This is a genomic window from Pseudocolwellia sp. G5-9, assembly GCF_055808995.1.
Window position 1 is genome coordinate 1,119,610 of sequence record NZ_CM147893.1, and the last position, 16,122, is coordinate 1,135,731.

At 35.3% G+C, this 16,122-nt stretch carries 16 protein-coding genes; 2 read left to right on the plus strand and 14 right to left on the minus strand.

Annotation, left to right across the window (positions count from 1 at the left end):
- Window positions 1-22: 22 nt before the first annotated feature.
- From AC0L5Q_RS04810 to yceD, 12 genes are all read right to left on the minus strand, one after another.
- Window positions 23-349 carry a PilZ domain-containing protein gene (locus tag AC0L5Q_RS04810; RefSeq protein WP_473614893.1) on the minus strand — a complete coding sequence of 109 codons (327 nt, stop codon included), beginning with the start codon at window positions 347-349 and terminating at the stop codon, window positions 23-25.
- On the minus strand, window positions 346-1,293 hold the full coding sequence (locus AC0L5Q_RS04815; protein WP_473614897.1) for an AAA family ATPase: 948 nt from the start codon (window positions 1,291-1,293) through the stop codon (window positions 346-348). Before AC0L5Q_RS04815 ends, AC0L5Q_RS04810 begins: the two co-directional genes overlap by 4 nt.
- Window positions 1,294-1,343: 50 nt before the next feature.
- The gene (tmk, locus tag AC0L5Q_RS04820; protein WP_473614900.1) at window positions 1,344-1,985 is read right to left on the minus strand and encodes a dTMP kinase; all 642 of its coding nucleotides are present in this window, start codon (window positions 1,983-1,985) and stop codon (window positions 1,344-1,346) included.
- A gap of 464 nt (window positions 1,986-2,449) precedes the next feature.
- The gene (gene mltG / locus AC0L5Q_RS04825; RefSeq protein ID WP_473614903.1) at window positions 2,450-3,454 is read right to left on the minus strand and encodes an endolytic transglycosylase MltG; all 1,005 of its coding nucleotides are present in this window, start codon (window positions 3,452-3,454) and stop codon (window positions 2,450-2,452) included.
- Window positions 3,448-4,254, minus strand: a complete 807-nt coding sequence (gene pabC, locus AC0L5Q_RS04830) for an aminodeoxychorismate lyase (protein WP_473614907.1) — start codon at window positions 4,252-4,254, stop codon at window positions 3,448-3,450. Before pabC ends, mltG begins: the two co-directional genes overlap by 7 nt.
- Window positions 4,255-4,466: 212 nt before the next feature.
- Window positions 4,467-5,699, minus strand: coding sequence for a beta-ketoacyl-ACP synthase II (gene fabF / locus AC0L5Q_RS04835; protein WP_473614910.1), 1,233 nt, complete (start codon window positions 5,697-5,699; stop codon window positions 4,467-4,469).
- 130 nt (window positions 5,700-5,829) lie between these two features.
- Window positions 5,830-6,063: an acyl carrier protein gene (gene acpP, locus AC0L5Q_RS04840; protein ID WP_076417854.1), complete on the minus strand. Its 234-nt coding sequence runs from the start codon at window positions 6,061-6,063 to the stop codon at window positions 5,830-5,832.
- Between the two features lie 152 nt (window positions 6,064-6,215).
- The gene (gene fabG, locus AC0L5Q_RS04845) at window positions 6,216-6,950 is read right to left on the minus strand and encodes a 3-oxoacyl-ACP reductase FabG (RefSeq protein ID WP_077342834.1); all 735 of its coding nucleotides are present in this window, start codon (window positions 6,948-6,950) and stop codon (window positions 6,216-6,218) included.
- Window positions 6,951-6,958: 8 nt separating this feature from the next.
- Window positions 6,959-7,894 carry an ACP S-malonyltransferase gene (fabD, locus tag AC0L5Q_RS04850; protein ID WP_473614917.1) on the minus strand — a complete coding sequence of 312 codons (936 nt, stop codon included), beginning with the start codon at window positions 7,892-7,894 and terminating at the stop codon, window positions 6,959-6,961.
- A 72-nt stretch (window positions 7,895-7,966) separates the two neighbouring features.
- The gene (plsX, locus tag AC0L5Q_RS04855; protein ID WP_473614921.1) at window positions 7,967-8,998 is read right to left on the minus strand and encodes a phosphate acyltransferase PlsX; all 1,032 of its coding nucleotides are present in this window, start codon (window positions 8,996-8,998) and stop codon (window positions 7,967-7,969) included.
- A 132-nt stretch (window positions 8,999-9,130) separates the two neighbouring features.
- Window positions 9,131-9,301: a 50S ribosomal protein L32 gene (gene rpmF / locus AC0L5Q_RS04860; RefSeq protein ID WP_473614924.1), complete on the minus strand. Its 171-nt coding sequence runs from the start codon at window positions 9,299-9,301 to the stop codon at window positions 9,131-9,133.
- A gap of 41 nt (window positions 9,302-9,342) precedes the next feature.
- Window positions 9,343-9,855: a 23S rRNA accumulation protein YceD gene (yceD, locus tag AC0L5Q_RS04865; RefSeq protein WP_473614927.1), complete on the minus strand. Its 513-nt coding sequence runs from the start codon at window positions 9,853-9,855 to the stop codon at window positions 9,343-9,345.
- A gap of 118 nt (window positions 9,856-9,973) precedes the next feature.
- On the opposite strand from yceD, the gene AC0L5Q_RS04870 reads away from it, so the two are divergent.
- Window positions 9,974-10,564: a Maf family protein gene (locus AC0L5Q_RS04870; RefSeq protein WP_473614931.1), complete on the plus strand. Its 591-nt coding sequence runs from the start codon at window positions 9,974-9,976 to the stop codon at window positions 10,562-10,564.
- Window positions 10,565-10,644: 80 nt separating this feature from the next.
- On the opposite strand, the gene AC0L5Q_RS04875 is transcribed toward AC0L5Q_RS04870, so the two are convergent.
- Window positions 10,645-11,310, minus strand: coding sequence for an HAD-IA family hydrolase (locus tag AC0L5Q_RS04875; protein ID WP_473614934.1), 666 nt, complete (start codon window positions 11,308-11,310; stop codon window positions 10,645-10,647).
- A gap of 8 nt (window positions 11,311-11,318) precedes the next feature.
- Entirely contained in the window at window positions 11,319-12,311 is a 993-nt protein-coding gene (gene rluC, locus AC0L5Q_RS04880; RefSeq protein ID WP_473614938.1) for a 23S rRNA pseudouridine(955/2504/2580) synthase RluC, read from the minus strand.
- A gap of 628 nt (window positions 12,312-12,939) precedes the next feature.
- Between rluC and rne the strand changes: the two genes are divergently transcribed.
- Complete coding sequence (rne, locus tag AC0L5Q_RS04885) at window positions 12,940-16,005, plus strand: ribonuclease E (protein ID WP_473614943.1); 3,066 nt, start codon at window positions 12,940-12,942, stop codon at window positions 16,003-16,005.
- Window positions 16,006-16,122: the final 117 nt, after the last annotated feature.

A 16,122-nucleotide genomic window follows, 5' to 3' on the forward strand; every position in this document is an offset into this window, starting at 1 on the left:
TAATTTAACAACCTAATAATAACTACATAGTTAAGGTAGGATCAGACGAATTTAAAAAACGCGCTATATATTTTTCAATTTGATTTCTTATATTTTCAGGATCATCAGTAAAACTAACGCCAACTCCTGCAGGTGTTCCGCTTTGTGAACTTATAGGTGTTAACCAGCAAACTTCACCTTTAACTTCTGAATGTTCTAAAGCATCAGGTAAACAAACTTCAAGTATCACTTCTGTGCCTAATTCAAACTTGGCGTTCGTTTTATAAAAAAGCCCACCGTTTTTTAAAAATGGCATGTAAGATTGATATAGCTCTCGCTCTGAAATAAATTCTAAATATATACTTTTCAATGCTTACTCCCAGTGTTTACATTAGATAAACTATTATCAATATCTATAATCAGTTTTTCAATCATAAATTGATCATTTACCTGACTTAGCTCTTTACTCTGACTTATTGTAGCGACTATTTGATTGTAAATATGCCATAAAATATTATTATTTAGTAAATTAGACTGATTTTCGACCTGTATACTACTTTCCCAACCACAAAGTCCCCTCATTGCATTTGTAATAACCTTTTCTAACCAACGTAAACCATGGGGTGAATTTGCAACCATTTTAATGACTGCTGTTACTCCCTCTTTATTTGTCAGAAAATTTAAAAAAGTCTGTTCAAAGAGTAAATATTCATTGGCTATTTCATCACTGCTTAATTCGGGTAAGTGACTTAAATTAATAAAAGCACTATGATTTTTGTTATTAACATTTATATGCTGAGCTAATAGTTCACCTGAAGGCGGTCTTATTTCAAATAAACGGCACCGGCTAATAATGGTTGGTAATAAAGTATCATGTTCGTCTGATAATAAAACGATAATACTATTATTTGTCGGCTCTTCTAAAGTTTTCAGTAATGCATTGGCGGCTGCGACAGTCATTTTATCAGCTTCAGGAATAAGTACCGTTTTGATCTTACCTATTTGCGCTGTTTTTTCAAAAAATGTGCTGACCTTTCTTACACTATCAATTCCTAGCAAGCTTTTTTCAGGTATTACTGTAGAGTGATCCGGATAGTTATTTTTGAGTAATAGATTACAATGTTTACATTGACGACAAGGTTGTAAAATAGCGCCTTGAATAACGTTTTTACATTGAATTACTTGAATTAACCAATTTGCTAAGTCTTCTTTACCACTCCCTTTCACTCCACTTATTAAGATGGCATGAGGTAAGTTTCCTGCTGTAATATGCTGTGAGAATAAAGTTTGTTCTTTAGCTAGCCAGCTTTTCATATATAACCTATATGCAATAATTTATGCGTGTAAAAACGTTGTATTCTACGTTATAAAAGTGCTTTTTTTTCAATAATCTTATCTACAACATCAATAACAAGCTTAGCCACTTCTTCTTGCTTTTTTGATGCGTCTATCACGGTAAATTTATCAGGGGCTTGTTTAGCTTGCGTTAAATAACCATTACGTGCTTTTTCTAAAAATTCCATTCTTTCATCTTCTAAACGGTCAAGCCCTTCCCCACGTTGTTTTACTCGTTCAAGACCTAATATAGGATCAAGATCTAAAATAATGTTCATATCTGGAGAAAAACCATTTAACGCCATGTTATTAATTTTACGAATAATATCTAAATCAATACCTCTGGCGTAATGTTGAAAACTAAAGGTTGCAGCATCAAAACGATCTGAAATAACCACTTTACCTGCTGTTAATGCAGGGATTATTTTTTCAGTTATATGTTGCGCTCTAGCTGCTCCAAATAACATTAACTCGGTCATATTACACATTTCAGGCGTTGAAGGATCAAGTATCACTTCCCTGATTTTTTCACCTATAGGAGTTCCACCTGGCTCTCGTGTTACAACAACATCTAATCCTTTATTTTTCAGATACTGTTCAATTGTTTTAATTACTGTTGTTTTACCTGCGCCATTACTACCGTCGCAAACAAGCATAAAGCCTTTATTCATTAAATTATCTCGCAGTACATTGTTTTATTTATCATTAGGGTCTGTTGATCTTTCGAGTATGATTTTTGTTCAATTTAAAAGCGTTTTAGTCACAGGTTTTACGTTCCAAACAAAACCTAAGTACCTGCATCCGTGCAGGCAAGGTAAACGTTTTGTCACATAGTCATCTATGTAAACAAGGTTTACAGATTTTATGTTCCTGCATAATCTAAGTACCTACAACCATGTAGGCAACGAAGAATAAATCGCTTTTAAATGACCCCTTGGGCAGCGCCTGTTTGATATTTCTAGATCGTTATAGTGATTTTATGTGGAACGACCACACATGAATCACTATATCTCGTATAAAAATCAAACAGACTGCTGCAAAAACATATCTTAAAGGTCAACAGCCCCTAGTATTTTACTATTAAAACCAAGTATATAATAACTAAGCCAGCTAGTGATCACTAGATATTACTTGGCTATTTACTTTTAGTCGCTAACAAATATTCAGCTACTGCTTTGTTATGTTCTTTCAATGTTTTTGAAAATACATGTTTTCCATAACCATCACTAACAAAATATAAATAATCGGTTGTATCTGGATGCATTGCTGCTTTTAGTGCTAGCTTTCCAGGCATAGCAATGGGTGTAGGTGGGAGACCGTGAATACGGTAGGTGTTATACGCTGTTTTTTCTCGAAGATGAACGCGTTTTATATCCCCTTTATACCGATCACCTAAGCCATAAATAACCGTGGGATCAGTTTGCAAACGCATCTTTTTATTTAACCGATTAATAAAAACAGAGCTAATAACAGGGTGCTCACTTTGTAAGGCGCTTTCTTTTTCAATAATGGAAGCCATAATTAACGCTTCGTACGCGTTTTCATAAGGTAAATCAGGATCCCTTTCATTCCATAGAGATTCTAATTCTTTAGTCATTCTTTTATTCGCCCTACGAAGTATTTCTAATGTTGAAGTCCCCGAAGTAAAAAAATAGGTATCAGGGAAAAATAAACCTTCTGCATTTTGATGCTCTACACCTAAATATTCAGCCACATTATTCACAGAAAGATCGCTTGTTTTCTGTGTTAAGTTTTTATCGTTTGCCAAAGCTATTAGCCAGTCTTTTAATGTACTGCCTTCGATAAAGGTTATAGCGAATTGATGTTCTTTGCCTTTAACGAGAAGTGTGATTAGATCAACGTAGTTAATGCCTGTTGGAATAAGAAATGAGCCTTGCTTTAAAGCACTTAATTCTGGGGTTAACTTAATATAAGCTTTAAGCCAAAAGTTAGTCTCTATCCAACCTTTCTTTACAAGTTCTCTAGAAAAAGAGCTAATCGTTGTGCCTTTATTAATCGTAATAAGTTCAGGCTCAAGCAGAGGTATTTTCTTATGTACTTCGTGGTTTATGTAACTATATAAAGCTACAGGAAGTAATATGAGAATTAAAATGGCAGAAAAAACTAACTTTTTTAGCATGAATTAATGTTCGCTATAAGTGCTTTAAATTGATGAACTTGGTCAATATTAAGTTTATTACCCGCATAATTTATTATCGGAACTATTCCCATAATAGAGTTAGTAATAAACATTGATTGCGCTCTTTGGATATCAGCAGCCTTTGCTTTAATCACTTGAGTAGCAGGGTATTTTCTCAAGACCTCAGACCGTTGAAGACCTGCTACGCCACTATTTTTAATTTCAGGTGTAAAAAGCTCTCCATTATCAAACCAAAAAACATTTGCGCAAGTTGTTTCTATAACTTCATCGAATATATTAAATACGAGTAAATCATCGTAATTCGTTTGATCTAACTCATCTCTGATCAAAACTTGCTCTAACCTATTTAAATGCTTAACCCCAGAAAATAAAGGATTAATACCTAACTTAATAGTGGCATCGGCTACTGTAATACCTGATTGTGACCAGTGAAGGTATTTAGTCGGAAACTCCGATACTTTAATGATAATATTTGGACGACTAACACCAACCCGAGAGTAACCTCTCCCACCTTCACCTGACGTTATAACGACTTTAAGCACAGCCAAATCATAAGTTTTACAACATTCAATGAGTTCATTCTCTAAAGCAATAAAATCAACATCTAAGATTTTAAATAAACAACAGCCCATTTTTAAACGATTTATATGCTGATGTATAAGTTCTATTTGACCATTGCTCACTTTAGCCGTAGTAAATATACCGTCACCATAAGCTAAACCTCTATCATTTACAGATATATGGTTAACTTGTTGTCCATTAACTGATTGGAAATACATAGTTATTTAAACACTTAGATTAATCGTACAAACATAGAAGATGTAGTTTATTATTTATTAGAAGTGAATAACACAAAAAATAGAATTTGTGAGGATATGTTCATCAATTAAATAGCATAAAATAAAAAACCTGAATAATTGTAAACAAGTATTCAGGTTTCATTACTTTGATTCAAGTGTTAAATAACACTCAATGCTGTACTGACATCTATTTACATTTTTTTGAAAATTAATGAACCGTTTGTACCACCAAAACCAAACGAGTTACACAATACGTAATCTAAAGAAACATCTCTAGCCGTATGCGCAATATAATCTAAATCACACCCTTCATCAGGGTTATCTAAATTAATCGTAGGTGGAACTGCATTATTTGTTAATGCTTGAATACTAAATATTGCTTCTACTGCTCCAGCTGCACCTAATAAATGCCCTGTCATAGATTTAGTAGAACCCATCATAACTTTAGAAGCATGTTGACCAAATATTGACTTAACGGCATTGGTTTCTGCAATATCACCAGCTGGGGTCGATGTACCATGAGCATTAATATATCCAATTTTTGCTACATCAACTTTTGCATCATTAATAGCGTTCGCCATTGCTAAAGCGGCACCAGCACCATCAGCAGGAGGTGATGTCATATGATAAGCATCGCCGCTCATACCAAAACCTACAAGTTCAGCATAAATCTTAGCGCCACGAGCTTTAGCTTGTTCATACTCTTCAAGCATAAGAACACCAGCACCATCACCTAAAACAAAGCCATCTCTGTCTTTGTCCCAAGGTCTTGAAGCGGCTTGAGGATCATCATTTCTTGTAGATAAAGCCCTTGCTGCACCGAATCCACCCATTCCCATTTTGGTTGAAGCTTTTTCAGCACCGCCAGCAAGCATTGCATCAGCATCACCATAAGCAATCATTCTGGCTGCATGTCCAATATTATGAACACCACTTGTACAAGCAGTAACAATTGATATATTAGGACCTTTAAGGCCGTGCATGATAGATAAGTGCCCTGCAATCATATTTATAATGGTTGAGGGAACGAAAAATGGTGAAAGCTTTCGAGGGCTTGTTTTAAGCATTTTCTCGAAATTTTCTTCAATTAATCCTAAACCACCAATACCAGCACCAACAGCAACACCAACGCGCATAGCATTTTCATCAGTTATTTCTAAACCTGAATCTTGAATTGCTTGCACACCAGCCGCTACACCATATTGGATAAATAGATCCATTTTTTTGGCTTCTTTACGAGCCATATAGTCTTCAGCATTAAAATCTTTGATTAAACCTGCAAATTTTGTAGGGTACTCAGTTGTATCAAAATGCTGAATATCACTAATACCACTTTTACCAAGTAGTAAGTTTTGCCAAGTTGTTTCAGGATTGTTGCCCAAAGGGCTTAACATACCTAGACCGGTAACTACAACACGCCGCATAGGATGAGTTGCCTCCGATAGAAAAGAATATTTGAAAGGATTTTATTCGTAAATAAATGTTCTATATAACTACGAATAGTAATTTTAAAATATTTAAGGCGGTGTAATAACCGCCTTAAATATATAACAATTATTGATTAGCGTTTACGTAATCAATAGCTGCTTGAACTGTAGTAATTTTTTCAGCTTCTTCGTCAGGAATTTCAGTATCAAATTCTTCTTCTAACGCCATAACTAATTCTACTGTATCTAATGAATCAGCACCTAAATCGTCAACAAATGAAGATTCAGTTTTAACTTCTGCTTCACTTACACCTAATTGCTCAATAGTAATTTTTTTTACGCGTTCTTCGATAGTACTCATTTTTTTTCCTTTACTAGAAAATGCTATTTTTCAAATTGCATGTAGTGTATTCGCCAAAAGCTTAGCTTGCAAGTAACTAATTTTATTTTTATCACTGGTCCAATCAGATGGCATTTAAAATATATAATAGATTTTATAAATGATAAAATCAACTATAACATGTACATACCGCCATTAACGTGCAATGTTTCGCCCGTAATATAAGCTGCTGTGTCTGAAGCTAAAAAAGCAACTGCGTTAGCAATTTCTTCTGGCTTACCTAAACGATTCGCTGGTACTTGCGAAAATATACCTTCTTTTTGCTCATCTGTTAATGTTTGAGTCATGTCTGTATCAATAAAACCTGGTGCAACTGTATTAACCGTAATACCACGAGAAGCTACTTCTCTTGCAAGAGATTTAGTAAAACCTAATAAGCCCGCTTTAGCCGTTGCATAGTTAACTTGACCTGCATTTCCCATACTACCTACAACAGAACCTATATTAATGATCCTACCGTTACGTTTTTTCATCATAGGTCTAATAGCTGCTTTACTTAACTTAAATACAGACGAAAGGTTTGTATCAATAATATCTTGCCATTCATCATCTTTCATTCTCATAAATAAATTATCTTTAGTAATTCCTGCATTATTGACAAGAATGTCTATAGCACCGTATTTATCTTTAATATTATCGAATAAAGCAGCAATAGAATCATTGTCTGTTACATTCAATACTAGGCCGTTACCTTCTCCTAAATACTCACTAATTTTATCAGCACCGCCTTCTGAAGTTGCCGTACCAATAACGGTTGCGCCTAAATTTTTTAATTGACTAGCAATAGCTTTACCAATACCACGACTGGCACCTGTAACTAAAGCGACTTTACCTTCTAATGAAAACATATTTAAACCTATTTAATTAATTCTAATGCTTTAGCTAATGATGCATTATCATTAACTGATTCACATGAAACTGATTTATCTATTCTTTTTAATAAACCTTGTAAAACTTTACCTGGCCCTATTTCTAAAACCTGTGTACAGCCATTTTTTGCTAATAATTCAATCGTTTCTGTCCAGCGTACTGGTGAATATAACTGCCTTACCAGTGCACTTTTAATTTTTTCTGCTGAACTCTCAACGGTAACATCAACATTATTAATAACGGGAATAATTGGAGTATTAAAAGTAATGTTATTTAATTCTTTCGCTAATTCATCTGCTGCGCTCTTCATTAAAGCACAATGAGAAGGAACACTCACAGGAAGAGGTAATACGCGTTTAGCTCCAGCTTCTTTGCATAATAAACCAGCGCGCTCTACTGCTGCTTTATGACCAGCAATAACCACTTGCCCTGGAGAATTGAAGTTAACCGCTGACACCACTTCTTGTTCTTGAGCTTGTTCACATGCGGCAATAATTTCTGCATCACCTAAACCGATAACAGCAGCCATAGCACCTACACCTTCAGGTACAGAAGCTTGCATTAATTCACCACGTTTTTGAACAAGTTTAACGGCTGCACCAAGGTCAATAACATCAGCGCAAACCAGTGCAGAGTATTCACCTAAACTATGGCCTGCTAATGTAGCAGGTTTAATATCAGATTTAGCAGACCATAAACGCCATAAAGCAACACTTGCTGTTAATAACGCTGGTTGCGTATAGTTTGTTTGATTGAGTTTTTCTGCAGGCCCTTCAGAAACAAGTTGCCAAACATCATAACCTAAAGCTTGTGAAGCTTCTTTGAAGGTATTTTGGATAACGGTTTCATCGGCAAAATCAGCAAGCATAGAAACAGCTTGAGATCCTTGTCCAGGGAAAACAAACGCCAAATTATTTTGCATTTTTAGTACCTAATTATATTCTAATTGAATGTTCTAATTGAATGTTATTGTTTTATATAACATGATAAAAAATTAATCAGCTAAGCTTTGTTCCAGTTTTTTTCTTATTTTATCTGGAACTTGTCGTTCCACCTCTTTAGCTGCTTCCATAATTGCAGCAAGAAATGCCAATGAACTTGCATTTCCGTGGCTCTTCACCACAATGCCACGCAATCCTATCAAACTTGCACCATTGTACTGGTCGGGGTTCAACGATTTAAAAAGCTTTTTAATTGTTGAAGCAAAAAACTTACCTAGTAAACGCGTAAACATATGTTGAGATAATACAGATTTAAATTTGCTATAAACCATTAATGCTACCCCTTCACAGGTTTTCAGGGCAACATTCCCCACAAAACCATCACATACGATGACATCAGCTTTATTAGATAGAATATCATTCCCTTCAACAAAACCAATATAATTAATATAAGGGTTTGCCTCTAACTGAGCGGCGGTAAACTTGATGTGATCACTGCCCTTAATGTTTTCAGTGCCCATATTCAATAAGGCAACCTTAGGGCTTTCTATGCCATCAACTTCTTCAGCTAAAACAGATCCCATAATAGCAAACTGATAAAGTACATTAGAGTCGCAGAAAACATTTGCCCCTAAATCTAGCATAAAAACATGTTTATTATCGTCATGCGTAGGTAAAGCTGAAATAAGAGCAGGACGTTCCACACCAGGTAACATCTTCAATACATAATGAGCTATAGAAAACAAAGCTCCTGTATTTCCTGCACTAACACAAGCTTGAGCTTTATTGTTTCGAACTAAATCAATAGATTTACGCATTGATGAATTTTTTTTGTTTCTTAGCGCACTAGCGGGTAGTTCATCCATTTCAACCGTTTCAGTTGAGTGACAAATAGAAAGTTGGGGGGAATTTGTAAGGTTGTTTTTAGCAAGTTCTTGTGAAATGAGAGATTCATCGCCACAAAGAATAAGATGCAAATTAGGCATTTTTTGAATAGCCATAATTGCAGCAGGAATAGTTATTAGGGGGCCTTTATCGCCCCCCATAATATCTAACGAAATTGTTAGATTACAATCACTACTCATAAAATTGTTATTTTGTTTAATATAAACATTAGAGCACTCATTACTTTTTATATGGAAAAGTTAGAAACACTAGAACATTCCAAAATATCAGCTAGAAAAAATAGTGATTTTTGATAACAATATAGTTTTAAACTATTTGTTAATTACTTTAACGCCTTTGTAAAAGCCATCAGCTGTTATATGGTGACGACGATGCGTTTCACCTGAAACTGGATCTACTGATAAGTTTTCAGTGGTTAAAGCATCATGTGAACGGCGCATGCCACGTCTTGAACGAGACTTCTTGCTCTTTTGAACTGCCATTACCTACTCCTAAATTCGGTTATTGAGTTAAATAAATTCAACTATTTAAGTTGTTTTAATACATCAAATGGATTTGGTTTCTCTAACTCTTCAGGTAGTTCACCCCAAACGCTGTCAGCCGGAGCTGAACAATCTTTAGGTTCATGCCTGGGAATTAATGGGATAGAAATTAAAAATTCTTCTTCCAGTAATTCAAGTAAATTAACTTCACCATTTTCATCTAATTCTATTGCGTCATAATATGACGGCAATTCAGCAATTGCATCTTGATTTTTAACAGGACTAAAAACGAAATCCGCTTTTAATTCATATTCAAACGCTTCAGTGCAACGCTGACAAGTAAGTTTAACTAATGCCGAACCAGCGCCTGAAAGTACATTCAGCCCGCGTTCATCCACATTAAAACTAAACTTAGCTTTAACTTGCTCACTGCTTGATTCACACACAGCAAGCAATCTATTCATTCCAGATAATTTAAACACACCTTCGCACTCCAACCTTCGCTGGGCACTTTTAAATGGATCTATCGTTATCGGGAGTTTAAGATTCTTCATAAGCCGCGCATATTAATGCCCTGAGCCTGATGTGTCAAAAGAAAATTACATTAATTGCTTTAAAAAGTTAATATTGTCTCTATATTAACACTAACATTATTTTTATTGAGACAAGTTAATGGCCTCTAGAACAATTGTATTGGGTTCTACCTCCCCTTTTCGTAAAACATTATTACAGAAGTTAAATATCCCCTTTGAATGTGCAAAACCTAATATAGATGAAACGGCTCATAAAGGTGAAAGCCCTATAGAACTTGTTGAACGACTTGCTATAGAGAAAGCCCAAGCAATTTCTAATTTTCCTAATGCCCTTATTATAGGTTCTGATCAAGTCGCTTTATGCGATGACGAAATATTAGGAAAGCCCCATAACTTTGATAACGCCGTAAAACAGCTGACTAAGTTTAGCGGTAAAGCAGTAACGTTTTATACTGGCCTTTGTGTTTTAGACAGCTCAACCAATAAAGTACATTCATTGGTTGAACCTTTTATTGTACACTTTAATGAACTATCTCAAACAGAAATTGAAAACTATATAAAAGCTGAAGAGCCATATAACTGTGCAGGAAGCTTTAAAAGTGAAGGGCTAGGTATCTGCCTATTTAAAAAGCTCGAGGGTGAAGACCCTAATACTCTAATAGGTTTACCTCTTATTAAGTTAGTCAGCTTATTTAAACAACATGGTTTTGATGTGTTAAGTGAGCAATAAATAACTATTCTATAAATTAAAAAAGCTATCCCTTTATTAATAAAGGAATAGCTTTAAAGTTTTGCTTATTTATAACGTGTTTAAATTGTGCTGTTTTTAGGTATTAAAAGCTTTTCTAACTCATCTAATGAGTGAACAATCGCTTTAGGTTCGAACTGATTAAGTACATCAATAGTATGAGCACCGAAACTAACACCAATGCGGTCAACATTCGCATGTTTTGCCATTTCCATATCAAAACTAGTATCACCTATCATTACTGCATCACATGCATCTATACTAAGCTCAGTTAATAATGATGTGATCATTTCAGGATCAGGTTTTGAACGGCAATCGCTCGCTGAGCGTGTTGCATTAAATAAATGTTCTGTTTCAGTCATATTTAACACGCGTTCTAATCCGGGTCTTGCTTTTCCAGTAGCGACGGCAAGTAAAATATTACTTTCTTTTAAGCTTGTTAGTAATTCTAATGCATTATCAAATAAAGGAGTTGGCGTATTATTTACTTCTAAATACTGATGTTTATACTCTTTTTCTATCTTGTTTTGTAACTCAATAGAAGCTTGAGGAAATAATTGCTCAATACCTTTACTTAAACTTAAACCGATAATACTTTTACCTTGTTCAAAAGTGGCGGGGGTTAAATTTAATACTCTAGCTGCGGCTTGCATCGATAAAACAATCTTCCCTACCGAATCCATTAAGGTGCCATCCCAATCAAAAATAACTAATTTGTAATTTGGCATTACTCTTTTTACCCTCGCGCTTTCACTAATTTATTTAAGGCTTTTTGTAAATCGGCATCTAATGGCGCTTCAACCTTCATTCGCTCATTACTTAAAGGATGAGTAAATTCAATACTTGCAGCATGTAAAAACAAGCGTTTAAGGCCGATTAATTTCATTTCAGCATCAAAGGCTTCATTACCATACTTTGCATCACATGCTATTGCATGCCCTTTAACTTGACAGTGAACACGAATTTGATGTGTTCTACCTGTTACAGGAAATGCTCTAACTAAAGTGGCATTTTGATATTGCTGTAAAATTTTAAAACGTGTTTCTGATTCTTTACCGTTAATGTTATCTACAATAACAACGCGTTCACCTGATTTTAAATCGTTCTTTCTCAAACCTTCAGTTACCTTAGTCACTTTTGCAGACCATTGGCCTTTAACTAAAGCATGATAAAACTTTTGAACCGTTTTATTGCGTAGTTGCTCATGAAGGTTTCTTAACGCCGAACGTTTTTTAGCAATAACTAAACAGCCGGAAGTATCTCTGTCTAAACGATGCACAAGCTCTAACATTCGGGCATCAGGTCTAAGGGCTCTCATTGCTTCAATTAAACCAAAACTTAAACCACTACCACCATGAACAGCCATACCTGAAGGTTTATTAATAACAATTAAACGCTCATCTTCAAACAATATTTGTTTTTCTAAATTAGCAACTATGTTGAGCTGTGTTGAAACTGTATCAGTTTTTTCAGCTAATCTGATGGGAGCTATTCGTAAAATATCTTCATCAACTAATTTATATTCAGGTTTAATACGTTTTTTATTCGCACGAATTTCGCCCTTACGTAATAATCTATAGATATGACTTTTAGGAACACCTTTAAGTGTTTTAACTAAAAAATTATCAACTCGTTGACCAGCATCTTCACTGTCAATTGTAATAAACCTAACTTTAGGTCTATCATTTTCATCCGTATTAGTTTCTTTCAATCGATTAATTACTATCATTTTCTTTCAATAAGGTAAGTTTATCACAGTTCATTTGATAATTAAGCGAATTAAATTAGGTATTTCATTGCTAAATATAACAATATAATGGGATAATAAAGAGGTTAGTATTTTGAATAAGTACTATCCTAATAAATGGAAGTTCTGAGCGAAACGTAAGAGATATGATGCGGCTACTTTACTATGCGTTATTCGAGATGAATAAAACGACATTTTAATTGAATGGCCTATTGTAACATTTAGCACATCTAACAAATGTAAACAGTTAAAGAGACTACATAAACATTATATCCAGCGCATAAGAACCATTGTAACAATATTTAGTAAATGAATAATTTCAGATGTAGAGAAAGACAAAAACGATAAAACTATCGTGTCAACTACCCATCGCTAAAAACCTTTACTAAAATTTACACAGCACTCATGCTGAAGAACATAAAGAAATATATTCACTATGATCTATTATCATAGTTAGATTAATACAATCAGATTTTATAACAGCTTACTACGTAATATGGCGTATTAAGATTGACAACCGAGAGGTTGACGAATTGCTGTTTTACTTTACCAAGATTGCTTTGTGTACCAAGCAAATTGATTGCTGTGACTAAAAAAGAGTCACACAACTATGAAACGTATGTTAATCAATGCTACCCAATCAGAAGAATTGCGTGTAGCCCTCGTTGACGGACAGCAACTATATGATTTAGATATAGAAAGCCCTGGCCATGAACAAAAAAAAGCAAATATTTACAAAGCTAAAATTACTCGTATCGAACCATCTTTAGAAGCTGCCTTCGTTGACTATGGTGCTGATCGTCACGGCTTCCTACCAATGAAAGAGATTGCTAGAGAATACTTCCCTAAAGGATATTCTTTTCAAGGCAGACCAAGCATTAAAGAAGTACTCCACGAAGGACAAGAAGTTATTGTTCAAATTGATAAAGAAGAGCGTGGCCAAAAAGGCGCTGCACTAACTACCTTTATCAGTTTAGCGGGAAGTTATTTGGTATTAATGCCTAACAACCCTCGAGCAGGTGGTATATCTCGTAGAATTGAAGGCGACGAAAGAACTGATCTTAAAAATTCGTTAAGTAAACTTAATTTACCTAAAGGCATGGGACTTATTGTTCGTACTGCAGGTGTAGGTAAAGCATATGATGAATTAGAATGGGATTTAAGTGTTCTTTTACATCATTGGAAAGCTATTGAAAATGCCTCAGAAAATCGCCCTGCTCCATTTTTAATTCATCAAGAAACTGATGTTATAAAAAGAGCAATTCGTGACTATTTAAGACGTGATATCGGCGAAATTTTAATTGATCGCCCTAAAACATTTGAAGAAGTTAAAAAGCATATTGAAGTTGTTCGTCCAGACTTTATTAGTAAAGTTAAGCTCTACACAAATGACGTTCCTTTATTTACTCATTACCAAATTGAATCTCAAATTGAATCAGCTTTCCAACGTGAAGTTCGTTTACCTTCTGGCGGTTCAATTGTAATTGATCCTACTGAAGCAATGACTTCTATCGATATCAACTCAGCTAGAGCAACAAAAGGCGGAGATATTGAAGAAACAGCATTTAATACAAACTTAGAAGCAGCTGAAGAAATTGCTCGTCAATTAAGACTTCGTGATTTAGGTGGACTTGTAGTAATCGATTTTATCGATATGACACCAGTACGTCATCAACGTGAAGTTGAAAACAGAATGCGCGATGCAGTTAGACCAGACAGAGCACGTATCCAACTAGGTCGTATTTCTCGTTTCGGTTTACTTGAAATGTCTCGCCAACGTTTACGTCCATCAATTGGTGAAACTAGCCAAGGTGTATGTCCTCGCTGTAATGGTACAGGTCATGTACGTGGTGTTGAATCTTTAGCCCTATCTATACTTCGTTTAATGGAAGAGGAAGCGATTAAAGAGAACACCTTGCATGTTCAAGCACATGTTCCAGTTCCTGTTGCTACTTACCTGTTAAATGAAAAACGTCGTTCTGTAATGCATGTTGAAAAACATCACGGTGTTCATGTGTTAATTATTCCTAACCCTCATATGGATACACCTCAGTATGAAGTAGTAAGGATAAAAGAAGATGAAACCATTACTGAAGCAAGCTACAACTTACCTATCAAACAAGCGGTAGTTGAAGAAGCTATAATGCCTAAATTTGCTGAAGCAGTTAAGAAAGACGAACCCGCTCTACAGGGTATGTCTTCTCCTAAACAAAATGCACCTGCACAACAACCAGTACAAGCAGCTGCAGTTAAAACAGAAGTCAATACTAAATCAAGTGGCGGCCTTTTAAATTGGTTAAAGAGCTTATTTGTTACTGAAAAAGTTGAAGAACCAGTAAAAGCACCGGCCCCTAAAACAGAGAACAATCGTAGACCTCAACAAGGCCGACAAAATAATAAACGCAACCCTCGAAACGACAAACGTAACGAGAAGCGTACTTCTCATCCAAAAGCTGAAGTTGAAGCTAAAGATGTTAAACCTAACAAACCAGCGCGTAAGCCTGTTCATAATAAAGACAGTAAACCTAAAGAAGAGAAAGTTGCTGAACGTAGACAACGTCGTAATAATCGTAAAAAAGTAAGAGTAAATGATCAACGCTCAGCTCCTAAAGCGACAGCAACAAACAAAGCAAACGATGTGGTGCCAGCTAAAGTAGCACCTACAGCAGAAAAAGTAACTTTAGATACTGTTGCAACAGCTACAACAACTATTGATGAAAATCCAGTTGCAGTAACTGAAAAGACTAATACAGATGAACGTACTAGAAATAGACGTACTCCAAGGCATTTACGCACTAACGGCCAGCGAAGACGTCGTCAAAATAATGATACAGATACAAGTAACACTGAAGTAACATCAGAAAATAAATCTGATCCTGTAGAGTCTCGTTATCCTGAATCAACAGAAGTTCAAGTAACAACGGCAGTCGAAGCAACTACAGGTGAAGTACAACAAAGTTTACCTCTTGATGATACTAATGTGGAAAGCACTTCAGTAGCTAACACTCCTGAAGTTCAAGAAGCTAAACCAGCTTCAGCTAAAGAAAAAGTATCACAAGAAGTAGTAACTAAACAGCCTGCTCCAACAACCGATAAAGAAACTAAAGTTGAAGAAGTAAATGCTATAGTTACTGAAGTAGCAACAACTTCTGAATTGTCTACTGAAGTTCCTGTTATCGAAAACACAGTTCCTGAAAAACCGGCTGTAGAAAAAGTTACTCAAGAAACGGATAAAGTAGAAGCAACGCCTGTTGAGCCTACTGCTACAGAAACAGTTGAAGTTTTAGAACAAACTAATACTACAGTTGATGTAGCTGTTGAAAATGAAGTTACTAATAAAACTGAAGAGGTTTCTGCAGAAGAAGTTAGTATGATAGAGAGTACCTCTACGGTCACAGATACTAAAGTTGAAATATCAGCACAAGAACCTGCTCCAGTTAAACCTAAAGCAGTTAGGAAGGCTAAAATGCCAAAAGGAACAAAGGCAGCTGCAAATGTTAAGCAAGGTAAAGCATCTTCACCAATGACTAAACCTATTGCAACAACAATTGTAGGAGACATACCAACAGCTTCATTAAGTCTTGAAGAAAGACCTAAACATGCGATATCAGGCCGCGCGGCTATGGTGTCTAGTGTTATAAGCAAAAGCTCAGCAGGTCCAACAAAACCTCAGTAAGATAACTATGTAAGCACGTCTTACTGTTAAATAAAAAACAGCTTAATCGCTAATGCCGTTCACTTAAGGTGAGCGGCATTTTTATTTCTAGCATATCGTTGGGGTCTAGGTTTGACT

What these genes read in the sequence shown, in the direction of transcription:
- mltG (WP_473614903.1), bottom strand. Translation starts at nt 3,454, where the DNA reads ATGCTAAAAAAGTTAGTTTTTTCTGCCATTTTAATTCTCATATTACTT.
- AC0L5Q_RS04875 (WP_473614934.1), bottom strand. Translation starts at nt 11,310, where the DNA reads ATGCCAAATTACAAATTAGTTATTTTTGATTGGGATGGCACCTTAATG.
- rpmF (WP_473614924.1), bottom strand. Translation starts at nt 9,301, where the DNA reads ATGGCAGTTCAAAAGAGCAAGAAGTCTCGTTCAAGACGTGGCATGCGC.
- rne (WP_473614943.1), top strand. Translation starts at nt 12,940, where the DNA reads ATGAAACGTATGTTAATCAATGCTACCCAATCAGAAGAATTGCGTGTA.
- yceD (WP_473614927.1), bottom strand. Translation starts at nt 9,855, where the DNA reads ATGAAGAATCTTAAACTCCCGATAACGATAGATCCATTTAAAAGTGCC.
- fabD (WP_473614917.1), bottom strand. Translation starts at nt 7,894, where the DNA reads ATGCAAAATAATTTGGCGTTTGTTTTCCCTGGACAAGGATCTCAAGCT.
- fabG (WP_077342834.1), bottom strand. Translation starts at nt 6,950, where the DNA reads ATGTTTTCATTAGAAGGTAAAGTCGCTTTAGTTACAGGTGCCAGTCGT.
- plsX (WP_473614921.1), bottom strand. Translation starts at nt 8,998, where the DNA reads ATGAGTAGTGATTGTAATCTAACAATTTCGTTAGATATTATGGGGGGC.
- fabF (WP_473614910.1), bottom strand. Translation starts at nt 5,699, where the DNA reads ATGCGGCGTGTTGTAGTTACCGGTCTAGGTATGTTAAGCCCTTTGGGC.
- tmk (WP_473614900.1), bottom strand. Translation starts at nt 1,985, where the DNA reads ATGAATAAAGGCTTTATGCTTGTTTGCGACGGTAGTAATGGCGCAGGT.
- AC0L5Q_RS04815 (WP_473614897.1), bottom strand. Translation starts at nt 1,293, where the DNA reads ATGAAAAGCTGGCTAGCTAAAGAACAAACTTTATTCTCACAGCATATT.
- AC0L5Q_RS04870 (WP_473614931.1), top strand. Translation starts at nt 9,974, where the DNA reads ATGGCCTCTAGAACAATTGTATTGGGTTCTACCTCCCCTTTTCGTAAA.
- acpP (WP_076417854.1), bottom strand. Translation starts at nt 6,063, where the DNA reads ATGAGTACTATCGAAGAACGCGTAAAAAAAATTACTATTGAGCAATTA.
- pabC (WP_473614907.1), bottom strand. Translation starts at nt 4,254, where the DNA reads ATGTATTTCCAATCAGTTAATGGACAACAAGTTAACCATATATCTGTA.
- rluC (WP_473614938.1), bottom strand. Translation starts at nt 12,311, where the DNA reads ATGATAGTAATTAATCGATTGAAAGAAACTAATACGGATGAAAATGAT.